This window comes from Calothrix sp. UHCC 0171, from assembly GCF_034931845.1.
Lineage (GTDB): Bacteria > Cyanobacteriota > Cyanobacteriia > Cyanobacteriales > Nostocaceae > Brunnivagina.
The window spans coordinates 17,274-32,541 of the sequence record NZ_JAYGHN010000028.1 but is presented as its reverse complement, the minus strand read 5'-3'; the positions used below and the strand labels follow the sequence as shown (position 1 = coordinate 32,541).

Sequence of the window (15,268 nt, the reverse complement as noted above, 5' to 3'; positions counted from 1 at the left end):
AGAAGGTGTTTATGCTTGGTTTGCCTGTCTTGCTTGCTGTCATCATCATTGTGATTACAGCTTTTATACTCAGCAAAGTTTGGAAACGTCAAAAAGCCCAAGTGCATGACATTTATCCTTCTCGAAGTGAAGAAAGTAGTGATTTTGATGTTGATTTTGATTACGCAAATACTAGCTACAAAGTTAGCAACACTTTAGAGACAAATGATGGTAGCGATAATTCTCATCATTGCTCAGATTCTCACCACAATCAAGACTATACCAACAGCAACAACGAGTATACAAATAGCGATAATAACAATATTTGCGAATCAAGTAGTAATTACGAATCTAATGATAGTTCCAGTTATAGCTATGATTCAAGTAGTAGTCACAGTTGTGATTCCAGTAGTAGCTATGATTCCGGTAGTAGTGACAACAGTTATGACTAAAGAACGGGAATTTAATAACTTGCAATTCTCACGGAATCTAAAATTGTGCGTTACATTGCGCTAACAGCACCCTACTTTTGTAATTTATTTAATCCATATTCCTAAATACTCCCCTAAATTTAATTTAGGAGAGTATAACGAACTAACCTTAAAATAAATCCAAATCCGTCACCGCACCCAAACTACTTGAAGATACCAACTTGGCATATTTAGCCAAAATACCTTTGGTGTAACGAGGCGGTTTTGGTTGCCAATTTGCCCGTCTTCTCGCTAATTCCTCTTCAGATAAATTCACTTGCAATAACCGTGCTGGTGCATCGATGGTGATACTATCGCCTTCCTCAACCAAAGCAATATTTCCCCCAACCGCAGCTTCTGGAGCCACATGTCCAACAACCATACCGTAAGTACCGCCAGAAAAACGTCCATCGGTAATTAACCCCACCGAGTCGCCCAAACCAGCACCAATAATTGCTGAGGTGGGAGCAAGCATTTCCCGCATTCCCGGACCACCTTTTGGTCCTTCATAACGGATAATGAGGACATCCCCCGGTTTGATTTTATTGGCGAGAATTGCATCCAAGCATTCTTCCTCTGACTCAAATACACGAGCAGGTCCAGTAATTTTCGGTAATTTAACGCCTGTAATTTTTGCTACTGCTCCTTCTGTGGCTAAATTACCTTTGAGAATTGCCAAATGTCCCTGTGCATACATTGGTTTATCCCAAGGGCGAATGACATCCTGGTCTGGCGATGGCTCAGAAGGTACATCTTTGAGGACTTCAGCAATTGTTTGTCCAGTAATGGTGATACAATCGCCGTGCAATAATCCTTTATCTAACAACATTTTCATCACCAGAGGCACACCTCCAGCCCTGTGTAAATCCGTAGCTACGTAGCGCCCGCTAGGTTTTAAATCACACAAAACAGGTACTCTTGCCCGAATACTCTCAAAATCATCCAAGTTAAATTCGACACCAGCAGCATGAGCGATCGCTAGAAAATGTAATACTGCATTTGTGGAACCACCGACTGCCATAATCACAGAAATGGCATTTTCAATGGATTTGCGGGTAATAATTTGTCGGGGTAAAAGTTGTTTGCGGATGGCTTCGACAAGTACATGTCCTGATTTTTCGGCACTATCAGCTTTTTCTGCGTCTTCAGCAGCCATTGTCGAGGAATAGGGTAAACTCATTCCCATAGCTTCAAACGCCGACGACATGGTATTTGCTGTATACATACCACCGCAGGAACCCGCACCAGGACAAGCACGACGTTCAATTGCCATTAATTCATCTTCGTCCATTTTGCCAGCTTTGAAAGCACCTACAGCCTCAAAGGAACTGACAACAGTCAAATCGCATTCTCTGTAACTACCGGGTTTAATTGTACCCCCATAGACAAAGATAGCAGGGATATTCATGCGAGCGATCGCAATCATCGAACCGGGCATATTTTTATCGCAACCGCCAATAGTTAGCACTCCATCCATGCTTTCGCCGTTACAAGCGGTTTCGATAGAGTCAGCAATAACTTCCCGTGACACCAGAGAATATTTCATCCCTTCAGTTCCCATCGAGATACCATCGCTAACGGTAATCGTACCGAAGATTTGCGGCATTCCCCCCGCCTTGCGAATTCCCTCTTGAGCGCGATTTGCTAAATCATTCAACCCCATATTGCAGGGAGTAATGGTACTGTAAGCATTGGCAACGCCAACTATAGCCTTAGAAAAATCCTCATCTTGGAATCCGGTTGCACGCAACATGGCGCGATTGGGTGAACGTTGTACCCCTTGGGTGATAGCTTGACTTCTAAGATTTTCCGACATTGTGATTCCCTTACGCGCCACCTTCATTAATCACGGCGCTTCTCCTCTGTGGTGATTATTTCAGCGTATCAGAAAGGGGGTTTATCTTGAATTTGCGATCGCTTGGTTAATTTTATTTTGATATGATTTTATCGTTTAGTATGCGATGAATATGCGATCGCTCCACTTAAATTTATCTCATCCTACTTACTGGCTTGCTGAACTTGGTTAATATCTAAACCCAGCGCTTCTGCTACTTGTTCGGCAGTCAAACCCAATGCTAGCAGCTTGGGAACCGCTTCTAACTTTGCTTCCAAACGTCCTGCTTGAGTTCCTTCCTTTCTTCCTTCCTCTTTTCCTTCTTCTTTTCCTTCTTCTTTTCCTTCTTGATATACCCGTGTTTGTTTCAAATCGCTTAATCCAAACATTGTTTCTATCTCCTTTCTTGTCATTGTGGGAAATTTATATACCAAGATTGTTTCAATTAATTCTAAGAGTCGCTGTTGTTGGAATGGTAAGTTATTAGTTTGCTTCGTACGTTCTATTATTTCCCTGGCTGTGGCAATTGCTGTATCTTCATTTTCGACGATTAATTTAATGGTAGCAAGACCAATTGGCAGCGATGCAGTTTCACCTAATTCGTTTAAATAAATTCGGGTAATGCGTTGACTGGTAAAGAATTCGTGACAATCTTTGATTTCTCCTGTGTCGGTGTTGCGATTAGGATGGATGACTACTCCTCGCCAAGTATTTTTACACGGATTTTGTCGCAAGTATAAAAATACTTCGGAAACAATGCGGGAATAGATGTCAGAGTCGGGTTGAAATTGAACTTCTGCAAAGTAAATTGGGTTTTCTTCATTTTGGATGGGAAGAAAGACACCATCGATTCTAAAGGCTGTTTGCTTGACTTCGATGGAGGAAAATTGGTAGAGATTAGCGGTTTCTGGTGGGCGATCGATTAGCTCAAAGAATATACTGGGAAATTCTTGAAATAGTCGATAAAAGATACTATCTGTTTTCACAGGTTGCTGCTTTTTTGTTTTTATTTTTGGGGAAATTCTTCAATTTCTAAAGGTGTATTTTCCCACGATTATTGTTCAAGTGTTCTAGTTTTACTTTATTCTGACGTTAGCGCGATCACGTAACTTAAATTCATATATAGTTTCCGATTACCCCTTGGTAAAATTAAGACTAGATAGAAATTTTTTTATAGACATATTTATGGATTCAACGACTAGCTTACTGACTCGTATTACCCAAACACCTGGTCAATGTGGTGGTCGTCCTTGCATTCGAGGGATGCGGATTCGAGTCAGCGATATTTTGGAAATGTTAGCCGAAAACGTTAGTATGTCCGAGATTTTAGAAGATTTCCCCGATTTGGAAATGGCTGATATCCAAGCTTGTCTGATTTTTGCAGCACGACGCACTGAGTTCCCCAGATTGACAGCATGAAGATTTGGGTTGATGCTCAACTTCCTCCGGCATTGGCAAACTGGCTAACAACAACCTTTGGCTTAGAAGCTTTTTCTCTACGAGATTTGTCACTTCGGGATGCTCAGGATATCGAAATTTTTGAAGCGGCACGTTCCGAAAATGCTGTAATCATGACCAAGGATAGCGATTTTATCGATTTGGTTTGTCGCTTGGGAAGTCCTCCTCAGATTTTATGGATAACCTGTGGCAATGTTACGAATCGTAATTTGCGACAATTGCTGACAGCGACTTTATCTAATGCATTAGAGCAACTGCAACAAGGGGAGGCGATCGTAGAAATTAGTAATACTCCCTAAATTTTGAAAATTTTGGTGTAAAAAAGAGCAAGAAGGCAAAGGGTAAGGGAATCCTCACGTCAAAAACAACACAACTCGAAAACCAAAGTTGCCGTTAAGATAGTTGCGCGTCTTGCTAATGCTATTGGCACTGCGACAGATGCCTGGGAAACTGAGCCAGGAACCACCACGTAGCAGTTTCGTTTCATTATTATCAATCCACGCACTACCATCAACGGGTGCACCATTGTAATTTTCATGCCAGGAATCTTGACACCATTCCCAAACATTCCCATGCATATCATATAAACCAAAGACATTAGGTGGAAATTTACCTACTTCTGTAGTTGCTCCTCTATAAACCCCTTTGGGTGCAGAAGCATAAGTGTAATTTCCATCAAAATTAGCGAAATCAGTGGTAATTGTCTCACCAAAATAAAAAGGTGTAGTGGTTCCAGCACGACATGCATATTCCCATTCGGCTTCACTGGGTAATCTATAGGTTTTTCCTGTTTTCTGGCTTAATTTTTGACAAAAGTCCACTGCATCATCCCAAGATACCGTTTCTACAGGTCGATTTACACCTTTAAATCTAGCAGGATTTTTCTTCATAATCGCTTGATACTGCGCTTGCGTAACGACATATTTCCCCATGAAGAAACTGGGAACATTAACTAGATGCTGTGGACTTTCCCTGCTAGTTCTTTTTTCTTCTGTTTTTGGGGAACCCATCATAAATGTTCCCCCTGGTATCTCTACCATTTCCAAGGTAATACCATTCCCTAAGTCTTCGACAAAATATCTAATAGGTTGATTTTGTGGTGCGTTTGAAACCTGTTTTGGTGATTTATTTATAGGTTGATGTAATAATTTCATTGCTTCTAGCGCTTCTGATGCATTTTGATAACGCCGACTAGCGCGACTATTTACCATCTTTCCCAAAACATTGGCAAAGCGACTATTCACACTCACTTTATCCTGCCAAATCACTTCCCCGTCTTCATCATCCAAGAATTCGGGTGATATTCCCGTCAGTGCTTGTACTCCCACCATCCCCACAGCGTAGATATCGCTGGCTAATTTGGGTTTCCCCATAATTTGCTCTACAGGCATAAAACCAAGTGTGCCAATTCCCATAGTCAAACTTGTTTGCCCGGTGCTTTTCACCATGATTTGTTTGACTGCGCCAAAGTCAATTAAGATAATTTTCCCATCAGTGTTGCGCCGCATGATATTTTGTGGCTTAATATCGCGGTGAATAATGTTTTCTTGATGGACAACTACCAATACTTCTAAAATTTCTGTTAAAAGTTGAATTACAGCAACTTCAGGAATTTTCTTCCCTGGTGTCATAATATTTGCGAGTTCGACACCATCGATATATTCTTGAACTAGGTAAAATTCGTTACCAACTTGAAAATATTCCGATAAGCTAGGAATTTGTGGATGCAGTCTGCCCAAATTGTACAAAGTGGCTGCTTCTTTGACAAAGGAATTTTTCAACCACTCCAATTCCTCATCTTTGAGATTTGCTGTTTTCAACCGTTTAACAACACATCTTGGCTTAGGTTCGATAGGAATACCTAAATCATCAGCAAGAAAGGTTTGACCAAAACCTCCTTCCCCCAGTAGTTTAATGATTTTATAGCGATCGCGCAATATTTCCCCTACCTGCATCATAATTTACCCAAGCCAAAGAATAAGCTAATTCTGGCAAATTTAGCTACAGCCGACAACTGGCAAGGTTTTATGGAGGTGTTTGAAATTTTTACGTGCGTATGGTGCGTGTTTGATGCGACTGAGAATAAAAAGGAGGCGCTGCTGAATATGGGAGAATTTCGCTCTATTTTGGACTAAGAGGCTATCTATAAAGTCAACCTTAAAACCCAATAAACCGGGTTTCTGGGATGGAAATATCGAGCATCATCTTACTGCTGGATGAGAAACCCGGTTTCTCCCTGCACGAATATGCTTAATATTTACTTTATAAATACTCTCTAATTATAAATAGTTTCCGATGCGAATTAATCCCACATTAATACAACGCCGAAAAACAGTTATTTGAAATAGTACAGTTGCCAGAAATAAGCCCAAGATATAAAAAAATAGCGAAAAAAGGCTATTTTATAGGTTTTATTTCTTTTGTCTACGGAGAATTTTACCCTGATGCTTCCTGAGCTTAACGAAGGACACAAAACATACAGCCTTTCGATTGCCGGGAAATCAAATTCCCTCACTTTCTTCAACTATTAATACTGGTGAATTTTGCCATCAGGCATCACTGCACCATCCCAGTTTGTGCCATTCGTATACGCACCATAAAGATTTGCTTCTACCAATTTCGCAGATGAAAAATCTGCATCTATTAAATCTGCCATTTTTAACTTTGCACCTTTTAGCAAGGCACCAGTAAGTTTTGCTTCATATAACTTGGCACCACTCAAATTGGCTCCACTTAAATTGGCACCACTCAAATTGACTCGAATTAAAGATGCCTCGGTTAAATCTGCCCCCACTAAAATCGCCTGACTCAAGTCAGCCTCACAAATCGAAGCACCCCGGAGATTTGCCCCACTCAAATCTATTCCATTGAGATAACTTCCAATCAGATTTACGCCTTTAAAGTTTCTTTCGCCAGCCTGATACCGAAATAAAAGTTCTTCTGTACTCATAACATTCTGATTAATCTGATTAAAGCTTCTATATATTAGCCTCACTAAGATTGCAATAATTAACAGTAAATTGTGTTACTTAATAGTTTTTGCATAAAGTTGCGATTAAACAGGAATTCAAAAACAACAAAAAAGAAATATAACAATAATGAAATTGATTTTTTTTTAATCCTACTTTCGATAGATATATCACAATTTGCTTCTTTTCAGAGAACTATTGAGGCTCAGATTGACAAAACTTTAGCTCTCAAACCCATTCTTAGTATATTTAACAAAGATTTAGGAGTATCCCAATTTTGCAAAAATACCATTTGTAGTGGGAGCATCTTGCTCCCTAGTCTCCAGGAAGCTCTTGCTCCCTAGTCTCCAGGAAGCTCTTGCTCCCTAGTTTCCAGGAAGCTCTTGCTCCCTAGTTTCCAGGAAGCTCTTGCTCCCTAGTCTCCAGGAAGCTCTTGCTCTCTAGTCTCCAGGAAGCTCTTGCTCCCTAGTCTCCAGGAAGCTCTTGCTCTCTAGTCTCCAGGAAGCTCTTGCTCTCTAGTCTCCAGGAAGCGGGCTAGAAGCCCGCACTACAAAAAACAATTTACACATTTGGAATGTTCCCAAAGATTTAGTGTAATTTCAGACAATACATATCAATAATTTGCATTACAAAACGTGAGTAGAAAAGACAGAGTTTTATTGTGTCATTGCAATTTCCCTCTCCTCCAATTCCTCATACCCCATCACTAATTTCTCAATTGCTTTATCCAACAAATCTACACCTTGTTGTGATGTCTCAACTTGATTCAACTCACCCCGCAACTCAGAAGCACCAACAAAACCCTTTGCATACCAAGCCATATGCTTACGTGCTTGGTAAATGCCGCGCTGTCCCTTATATGCAGCCAAAGCCTGTAAATGCTCCTTCGCACATTCCAATCTTTCTACAGGTGTTGCTGGTGGCAATATTTCCCCCATTTTCAAAAAATAATCAACCTCACCCACCAAAAACGGATAACCCAAAGTTCCCCGCGAACACATTACCCCATCTGCACCCGTTACTTGCAAACAGCGTAGCGCCGACTCCACCGAAAATATATCCCCATTGGCAATTACAGGAATTTCCAAAACTTCCTTCACCTTCCCAATCCATTCCCAACGTGCCTGACCTGTGTATCCTTGGGCACGAGTACGACCATGTACCGTAATCATTTTTGCGCCAGCATCCTGCATTCGCCGGGCAAATTCGAGTATCGTAATTTCATCATCATCCCAACCAATCCGAGTTTTTACGGTGATAGGGACATCAACAGCCTTTACCACTTCTCGGACAATTTCCTCGGCTAACTCCGGTTGCCGTAACAGCGAAGAACCACCACCTTTACGAGTAATTTTGTTTACCGGACAACCCATATTCAGATCAACAGTATCGGCACCTTCCGCCACTGCTTTTTGTGCAGCTTGGGCAAGAAAATGCGATCGGCAATCAAATAATTGGATACTTATGGGGCGTTCGTTGGGGTCTACCTCCATGATTTTTGGTAGTGTTTTCACATGCTGTATTTGTGATGCATGAACCATTTCCGTATACAACATCGAATCAGGTGCATAGCGACGCACCAAACGACGAAATACTAAATCAGTGACACCAGAAAGGGGTGATTGGAGAACACGACTATTAACTTCCACATTGCCAATTTTTAAAGGCGTGGAAAGTCTTGCTTTCAGTTGGGGAGACAATTGTAGCATGGGGAATTTCTAGAAATTTTCAGAATCCTGTACTAATCCTAAGTTGGGGGCTGTTTTTGTGATTCTTGGCGAAGTTGATCGATAGTTAAACCCAATTTTTAGTTGTATTTTTTAGACTTAAATTAATCGTAATAATACTGATAAAATTCTCAGTTTCTGCCTGATTACACCTTCTTGTTTAGCTTCCTACTTCGCTGTAAATCCCTCAATCCAACATACTGCGATCGCCCCTTTACTCATGACTCCATGCCCTATTCTCTGATTTTGTCGGCAAACACCACCCAAAGATTACGGTTCACGCGAATTACTTACAGTATTATTTCCCATACATTAGACGAAGTAAACAGATTAAATTACGAGGCGATGAGACAGCACATGGAGCGAAAAGGCATAACCGTCCTAAATATTGTTCGGGAAACCACCCTTCATGGATAGGCTGTACGAGCTTCAGTATATATATCAGCATAGTTATGGGTTTCCACCCTTAAAAAGCCAAAACCAAAGGTTATCTTGCTGAACTGGCTGCCTCTAAACCCAGTTAGTTCAAATATATCGCCCTTATTTAGACCCAAATTTTTTGTAGTTTTTTGTAGTTTTATACGGAGCCAGCACCTACAATGGCAAAAGTAGTTGGAATAGACTTAGGAACAACTAACTCCTGTGTGGCAGTCATGGAAGGTGGTAAACCCACGGTTATTGCTAACGCAGAAGGTTTTCGGACAACTCCATCGGTGGTTGCATTTGCGAAAAATGGCGATACTTTAGTGGGTCAAATCGCAAAACGCCAAGCGGTAATGAACCCCGAAAATACTTTTTATTCGGTAAAGCGCTTCATCGGTCGTCGTTATGAAGAAGTAACGAATGAAGCGACAGAAGTATCATATAAGGTTTTACAGAGTGGCGGTAATGTCAAACTAGCTTGTCCTCAAGCTGGTAAAGATTTTGCACCAGAAGAAATTTCGGCAAAGGTTCTCCGCAAGTTAGTTGAAGATGCCAGCAAGTATCTAGGCGAAACTGTTACTCAAGCTGTAATTACCGTTCCTGCTTACTTTAACGACTCGCAACGCCAAGCAACTAAAGACGCAGGTAAAATCGCCGGCATCGAAGTTCTACGGATTATCAACGAACCAACAGCAGCTTCTTTGGCTTATGGTTTCGACAAAAAGAGTAATGAAACCATCCTCGTATTTGACCTTGGTGGTGGTACTTTTGACGTATCTGTACTCGAAGTTGGTGATGGTGTATTTGAAGTATTAGCAACCTCTGGTGACACCCACCTTGGTGGTGACGACTTTGATAAGAAAATAGTTGATTTCTTAGCTGAAGAATTTAGAAAAGCTGAAGGGATCGAGCTTCGCAAAGATAGACAAGCACTGCAACGTCTCACAGAAGCGGCAGAAAAGGCAAAAATTGAACTTTCTAGCGTTACCCAAGCAGAAATTAACTTGCCTTTCATCACTGCGACTCAAGATGGTCCCAAGCACCTCGACACCACTTTAACCCGGGCGAAATTTGAGGAACTGTGTTCTGATTTGATCGATCGCTGCCGCATCCCCGTTGAGAACGCGCTACGGGATGCCAAGGTAGACAAGAGTGCCATTGATGAAGTTGTATTAGTGGGTGGTTCAACTCGGATACCCGCAGTCCAAGAAATTGTTAAACGTACCTTGGGTAGAGACCCCAACCAAACCGTAAACCCTGATGAAGTAGTTGCTGTTGGCGCGGCAATTCAAGCGGGTGTATTGGCTGGTGATGTTACTGGCATTTTGTTACTCGACGTAACACCACTTTCTCTAGGTGTTGAAACCTTGGGTGGTGTAATGACCAAGATTATTCCTCGTAACACTACAATCCCCACCAAGAAATCGGAAGTATTCTCCACTGCTGTTGACGGACAAACCAACGTAGAAATTCATGTTCTCCAAGGGGAACGGGAAATGTCTGGAGATAACAAGAGTCTGGGAACTTTCCGTCTTGATGGTATCCCCCCTGCACCCCGTGGTGTACCCCAAATCGAAGTTGTGTTCGATATCGATGCTAACGGTATCTTGAATGTAACGGCGAAGGATAAGGGTACCGGTAAGGAACAGTCGATTAGCATTACTGGCGCTTCCACCCTTGACAAAGGTGATGTTGAGCGCATGGTACGCGATGCCGAACAAAACGCTTCGACTGACAAAGAACGTCGCGAGAAAATCGATCGCAAAAACCAAGCTGACTCATTAGCTTACCAAGCTGAGAAGCAAATTCAAGAACTTGGCGATAAAGTTCCCGAAGCAGATAAAACCAAAGTCGAAGGTTTGGTTAAGGAACTGAAGGAAGCTGTTGCCAAGGAAGATGACGAGCAAATCAAGCGGATTATGCCGGAATTGCAACAAGCATTATTTGCTGTTGGCAGCAACCTCTATCAACAAGGTGGTGGTGCTGAAGGTGCTGCTCCTGGTGGTGACGCTGGTTCTGCTGGTGGTAGTAATACTTCTACCTCTGGTGGTGGTGATGATGTCATCGATGCTGATTTTACTGAAAGTAAGTAAGCTGTCATGAGTGATTTTTAGGCTAAATCCAAAAATCACTTCCAGAAAACAATAAAAATTTGATTGTCAAGTCAGTGGCGGGAGAGTCTTTTCTACCCCCACCACATTTAGGAGTTATAATTATTAACGAATAACTATTAACTTCTAACTAACAACTAATGCTCATTCAAGGTGTATTCTTGGGTGGGTGTTTTTTTGTTAGCTATTTCTGTTGGTGAACTCATCCTAAAAAAACTACAGATTAATTCACCGCCATCATCCTCCCCAAAAGCGATGAAATTGCGATCGCTCCCAATGCGAACCCGTTGACGACAATCATAAATCTCCACCGGACTTCTCACACCATCAATAATTACTGATGCCCGATATTCCCAGTAGTTTTTGGCATTTCTTTTAATACTGAGAATGCAGATTTTGTGATTGTTGTAATCACGACAGGTAAAAGCTTCTGCGGGAGATATAACAGTAAAACTTAGTAGCAAATTAAAAATCAAGGTAAATATAAATACCAACATTAGAGAAGCAATTGCGATCGGATAATTAGGAATCATGTAAAAATAAGTAGTGCAAGCGTCTCACTTGCTATTTCCCAAAGGTGGGCAAGACTTCGGCATGAGCGCTCAGTCGTTCGCGGAGCGTCTCCGAAGGAGATACGCTGCCCAGACTACTTGTTCAATTTATTTTTACAAGGATACTTAAGGCAAGTTTATAACAAAATTCTCAATAAAAAATAGATTACCCTAGAATTCTAAAATTCAACCGCAATAAATAACAAAGATAAAGGGGAAAGAAAAGTTTTTGTTCTTACTACCCTTTCCCCAATTAAATCAGGCAATTCCTAATACTTTCCTTAAGATAGATTGGTCTTCCGATTTAACTTTGAGACGACCATTTTCAATATCACGAATCCAACTCTGACTTTTTCCAGCTAGTTTTGCCAATTCACGCTGTGATAAATTCAAGTTTTTTCGTGCTTGTAAAATTTGCTCTCCTAACAATCCTCCTGTAGTTTTATTCTTTCTTTTATTTCTGACTGTTCTGTGTTTTTTTTCTGCCTCCGCAAGTTGCTGTTCTATTTCTGGAGGTAATTCAAATGCTAAAATCCGGGCATTCATTAACAGATTCCATTTGCCTCGCGGACCTGCATCTGTTAACCGCGAAGTCCCTCCACCATCATTAATCCAAAATTCGATCGCCTCATCTGGGTCTTCAGGTATATCTACTAATTTAGCCCATAAAGGTTGAATATTTGGCGGATAGGTAATCGGGTCAAACTTTGGCTTCATGCCATAGTGATTTAATACTTCTAAATCACTTTCAAAGGTGCGTAACAACCGCTTTCGGTCATCACGTTGCCTACAAGCTGTTGCCACTTTTTCTTCCCCGTAGGCTACCCGTAATAGAGTCGGAACTGTAATGCGTTGTTCCTTACCCATCTTAGTTTTAAATAACAGCCATAACATTAATCTGGCGGCACCTTCATGTTGCTGCCAAATACTCATAACTGTATTTAAAAGTGACTTTGGTAAACTACCATATTGATAGAATGCAGTACGTTCTTTGCAACCTTGTCTATTTAAAAAATACTGCGACCAAATACCAGCTTTCACTTTAAAAGTTAAGCCAATTAGATATTTACAGCCTTTATCATCTTCTTGGAAATGATGCTGAATATCAATTAAATGCCATAGAGGAGTTTTTTCAATTGTAAATCCTCGGACTCGACCTTGTTGTGCCCAATCAAGCGAAACTACTAGCGAACAAACTTGACGAACCAAGTTTTTGATTAATGATAACTTTGCTGTTTTATTGAGGTCTTTCCGTTTTTCCAACCCCAAATATTTCTCAATTTGTTTATCATCAATCGTAAATTCTTGTTGCCAAGGTTTATCTATAGCTGTTACATAAGCGGCAAAAATGAGGTGAATACTAGCAGCACGAATATCTAACATTTCCACTGCTGCCATTTTGGTTGCGAGTTTGTCATCGCTAAATGGTACAGTCAGATGAAAGGCGATCGCACCTTTTCCTTGATTTACCTGGCGACGATAGCAGATATGCCCATTCTCATCAACTTCCCAAGGTAGGGATGTCCTCTGTGATAAGACATTACAAGCTTCCCAAATTGCGATCGCAGATGCAAAAGGATTACTCTTACCATTAGAAAATAAACTCGGACTTGTTGCTTCCCTTGGTTCGACTTTGCATCTCCCCCGCTTCACTTGTAATGGAATCGGCGAAAGCGTTGGACATACAGACACACACTGAGGCTCTGGATAAAAACCCTCGCAGTTATTACATAAACAAGGATCAATCCAATATTCATTGTTTTCAAGCTTGATAGCACCCACAGGGCATTGAGGACGACAATCATCGCATCCAATGCAACTGTTATTTGGAATTGTGTAAGGCATAAGGCAATTGCCACGTTACTCTCTTCGTATGCTTTTACTCAAATCTCCACTGGATGTGTTCCTTCGATTCACTCACTCTTCCCAGTCATCGACAAAGAAGCGCTTGTGACGACAATTTTCTGGTAAGAAGAATATAATTTTGATTATTTAATTACCAAAATAATTATCCACATCCACACCCATATTCCCCCTTTTAAAAAAAGCTATTCAAGGTTATAAACCTTTGCTTTTTTGTATCTTTCTTTTTTACAATATTTCACAAAATTTGTTACCTATTTGTTCCTACTGAGCGATGATATAGTTTTTATGTGATTCATTGAGCATACCTACTAACATTTCTCTAATTTCACGCTGAAATCACACAATTAAATCGCACAATTAAATCACAAACTAAAATCTCTCAAAAACTATTAAGTGTTAGTGAATAACTCAAAAACACAGGATTAGCAAGCCCCCTCGCTTCATTAATATTATTAATAATTAAGAAGAATTATAAAAGTGTATTAATTATTACATTTTTCCAATAAAAATATCTTTAATTAAAATCACAATATTACTTTGAGGGCAAATTATATATTTTGATACGAGCCTTTTTTTAATTATGTTCTCAACATTCAATCTGCCAAGTATTAACTAATTGAAATTTTCTCTCAAGATTCATTAAAATAACTGGATTGTACAAATTAAGTAGATTTTTATTCTAGATAACTTAAATGTTTTTACGGTTGATTAGTTGAAAACATCGGCAAAAGTCAAAGAAAATAAATTAGTGAAAAAGAAGATAAAATAAATATATACTCTGAATCTACTACCTTTTCCAAGGTATCACCTACATTAAATATAAAATTATTGCATTTATAATTTGACAATTGGGAAGTACATAAAATCAGGTGGATTAAAGCATTATCGGATAATATTCAATATTTGAAAGCCTAAATATATGCGAATTAGCTAATTAAAAGTTACATATTTAGTTATTGAATAACTTAGTAGTATTAATAGTAAATTGCAGTTAGAGATAAAAAATAAATCAGATAAATGCCAGAGATTGACTACAGATATAAACGTTACTATTTCATTACAAATCATTTGTTAACATCAAAAACAGAGCAGTAATCATGCACTAACAAAAGTAGAAATTCCAAAGGTGGACGAACAATGGCGACATTAACAGGATTGACATTTGGTGGTAAAACTTGGACACCTAAATTTGTTCAAGCAATTAATCAAGATAAATGCATTGGTTGTGGTAGATGTTTTAAAATTTGCGGGCATAATGTTTTAGAACTAAAAGCCATGAATGAAGAGGGAGAATTTGTCGAAAATGAAGAAGACGACGAAATCGAGAAGAAAGTGATGACTATTGCTAATGCTGATAACTGTATTGGTTGCGAGGCATGTGCAAAAATTTGTTCTAAAAATTGCTATACTCACGCAGCTATAGACAATTAATTGCTTGTAGTATTTATTTATGTGATTTGTTCATTTAACTACCAGATATTTCTGATACTGGTAAGGGTAATTCAACTTATTCACATATTGTCATTTTGGACTGTAGATGATGAATTTTGAATGCTAGATAGTGGATTATGAAATTATCATGGTGTGATTTTTCGACAATCCATTTATCTGTAAAGCATGACAAAATTTAGTTCAATTAAATAGTCCAATATGGTGTATTTAAGGGGAATGTTCTCTGCAAACTAAATCTTTAATCTTTACTTTCGGCTATAAAAATTAATCATAGATTTTATTTGTTATAGCAACTTGCATCATAAAAATTATGTTATTTACAAACAAAATATTATAGTTTTCTGTGTTTGTTTTTTGGAAACAATATATTAAAAAAAACTAAAAAACAAGCAAAAAAATATTTATCTGTGTCAAGAATGGATTAGTAA

General features: G+C 39.6%; 13 protein-coding genes. 6 read left to right on the top strand and 7 right to left on the bottom strand.

Going from position 1 to position 15,268, the window contains the following annotated elements:
* The first annotated feature begins 11 nt into the window (after positions 1-11).
* Complete coding sequence (locus tag VB733_RS19290; RefSeq protein ID WP_323341683.1) at positions 12-431, top strand: hypothetical protein; 420 nt, start codon at positions 12-14, stop codon at positions 429-431.
* 148 nt (positions 432-579) lie between these two features.
* Here the strand turns inward: VB733_RS19290 and ilvD are convergent, their stop codons facing one another.
* Together ilvD and VB733_RS19280 are read right to left on the bottom strand one after the other, a co-directional pair.
* The gene (ilvD, locus tag VB733_RS19285) at positions 580-2,265 is read right to left on the bottom strand and encodes a dihydroxy-acid dehydratase (RefSeq protein ID WP_323341682.1); all 1,686 of its coding nucleotides are present in this window, start codon (positions 2,263-2,265) and stop codon (positions 580-582) included.
* A 182-nt stretch (positions 2,266-2,447) separates the two neighbouring features.
* Positions 2,448-3,269 carry an Rpn family recombination-promoting nuclease/putative transposase gene (locus VB733_RS19280; RefSeq protein WP_323341681.1) on the bottom strand — a complete coding sequence of 274 codons (822 nt, stop codon included), beginning with the start codon at positions 3,267-3,269 and terminating at the stop codon, positions 2,448-2,450.
* Between the two features lie 199 nt (positions 3,270-3,468).
* Here VB733_RS19280 and VB733_RS19275 point away from each other — a divergent pair, with 199 nt between their 5' ends.
* On the top strand, positions 3,469-3,702 hold the full coding sequence (locus VB733_RS19275; RefSeq protein WP_323341680.1) for a DUF433 domain-containing protein: 234 nt from the start codon (positions 3,469-3,471) through the stop codon (positions 3,700-3,702).
* Positions 3,699-4,040, top strand: a complete 342-nt coding sequence (locus tag VB733_RS19270; RefSeq protein WP_323341679.1) for a DUF5615 family PIN-like protein — start codon at positions 3,699-3,701, stop codon at positions 4,038-4,040. Before VB733_RS19275 ends, VB733_RS19270 begins: the two co-directional genes overlap by 4 nt.
* 54 nt (positions 4,041-4,094) lie before the next feature.
* Here VB733_RS19270 and VB733_RS19265 read toward each other — a convergent pair whose 3' ends face one another.
* From VB733_RS19265 to dusB, 3 genes are all read right to left on the bottom strand, one after another.
* A complete protein-coding gene (locus VB733_RS19265; protein ID WP_323341678.1) occupies positions 4,095-5,699 on the bottom strand; it encodes a bifunctional serine/threonine-protein kinase/formylglycine-generating enzyme family protein in 1,605 nt (534 codons plus the stop codon).
* Positions 5,700-6,268: 569 nt separating this feature from the next.
* Entirely contained in the window at positions 6,269-6,691 is a 423-nt protein-coding gene (locus VB733_RS19260) for a pentapeptide repeat-containing protein (protein ID WP_323341677.1), read from the bottom strand.
* 675 nt (positions 6,692-7,366) lie between these two features.
* Positions 7,367-8,419, bottom strand: coding sequence for a tRNA dihydrouridine synthase DusB (dusB, locus tag VB733_RS19255; protein WP_323341676.1), 1,053 nt, complete (start codon positions 8,417-8,419; stop codon positions 7,367-7,369).
* A gap of 174 nt (positions 8,420-8,593) precedes the next feature.
* Between dusB and VB733_RS19250 the strand changes: the two genes are divergently transcribed.
* Positions 8,594-8,854: a hypothetical protein gene (locus tag VB733_RS19250; RefSeq protein ID WP_323341675.1), complete on the top strand. Its 261-nt coding sequence runs from the start codon at positions 8,594-8,596 to the stop codon at positions 8,852-8,854.
* 182 nt (positions 8,855-9,036) lie between these two features.
* Positions 9,037-10,953, top strand: coding sequence for a molecular chaperone DnaK (gene dnaK, locus VB733_RS19245; RefSeq protein WP_323341674.1), 1,917 nt, complete (start codon positions 9,037-9,039; stop codon positions 10,951-10,953).
* Between the two features lie 155 nt (positions 10,954-11,108).
* Here the strand turns inward: dnaK and VB733_RS19240 are convergent, their stop codons facing one another.
* Together VB733_RS19240 and VB733_RS19235 are read right to left on the bottom strand one after the other, a co-directional pair.
* Entirely contained in the window at positions 11,109-11,504 is a 396-nt protein-coding gene (locus VB733_RS19240; RefSeq protein WP_323341673.1) for a hypothetical protein, read from the bottom strand.
* A 276-nt stretch (positions 11,505-11,780) separates the two neighbouring features.
* Positions 11,781-13,367 carry a helix-turn-helix domain-containing protein gene (locus tag VB733_RS19235; RefSeq protein WP_323341672.1) on the bottom strand — a complete coding sequence of 529 codons (1,587 nt, stop codon included), beginning with the start codon at positions 13,365-13,367 and terminating at the stop codon, positions 11,781-11,783.
* A 1,158-nt stretch (positions 13,368-14,525) separates the two neighbouring features.
* On the opposite strand from VB733_RS19235, the gene fdxB reads away from it, so the two are divergent.
* Positions 14,526-14,819, top strand: a complete 294-nt coding sequence (gene fdxB / locus VB733_RS19230; protein ID WP_323341671.1) for a ferredoxin III, nif-specific — start codon at positions 14,526-14,528, stop codon at positions 14,817-14,819.
* The last annotated feature ends 449 nt before the right edge of the window (positions 14,820-15,268 follow it).

Coding starts and splice junctions, on each gene's coding strand:
- VB733_RS19290 (WP_323341683.1), top strand. CDS start 12: ATGCTTGGTTTGCCTGTCTTGCTTGCTGTCATCATCATTGTGATTACA.
- ilvD (WP_323341682.1), bottom strand. CDS start 2,265: ATGTCGGAAAATCTTAGAAGTCAAGCTATCACCCAAGGGGTACAACGT.
- VB733_RS19275 (WP_323341680.1), top strand. CDS start 3,469: ATGGATTCAACGACTAGCTTACTGACTCGTATTACCCAAACACCTGGT.
- VB733_RS19270 (WP_323341679.1), top strand. CDS start 3,699: ATGAAGATTTGGGTTGATGCTCAACTTCCTCCGGCATTGGCAAACTGG.
- VB733_RS19265 (WP_323341678.1), bottom strand. CDS start 5,699: ATGATGCAGGTAGGGGAAATATTGCGCGATCGCTATAAAATCATTAAA.
- VB733_RS19260 (WP_323341677.1), bottom strand. CDS start 6,691: ATGAGTACAGAAGAACTTTTATTTCGGTATCAGGCTGGCGAAAGAAAC.
- dusB (WP_323341676.1), bottom strand. CDS start 8,419: ATGCTACAATTGTCTCCCCAACTGAAAGCAAGACTTTCCACGCCTTTA.
- dnaK (WP_323341674.1), top strand. CDS start 9,037: ATGGCAAAAGTAGTTGGAATAGACTTAGGAACAACTAACTCCTGTGTG.
- VB733_RS19240 (WP_323341673.1), bottom strand. CDS start 11,504: ATGATTCCTAATTATCCGATCGCAATTGCTTCTCTAATGTTGGTATTT.
- VB733_RS19235 (WP_323341672.1), bottom strand. CDS start 13,367: ATGCCTTACACAATTCCAAATAACAGTTGCATTGGATGCGATGATTGT.
- fdxB (WP_323341671.1), top strand. CDS start 14,526: ATGGCGACATTAACAGGATTGACATTTGGTGGTAAAACTTGGACACCT.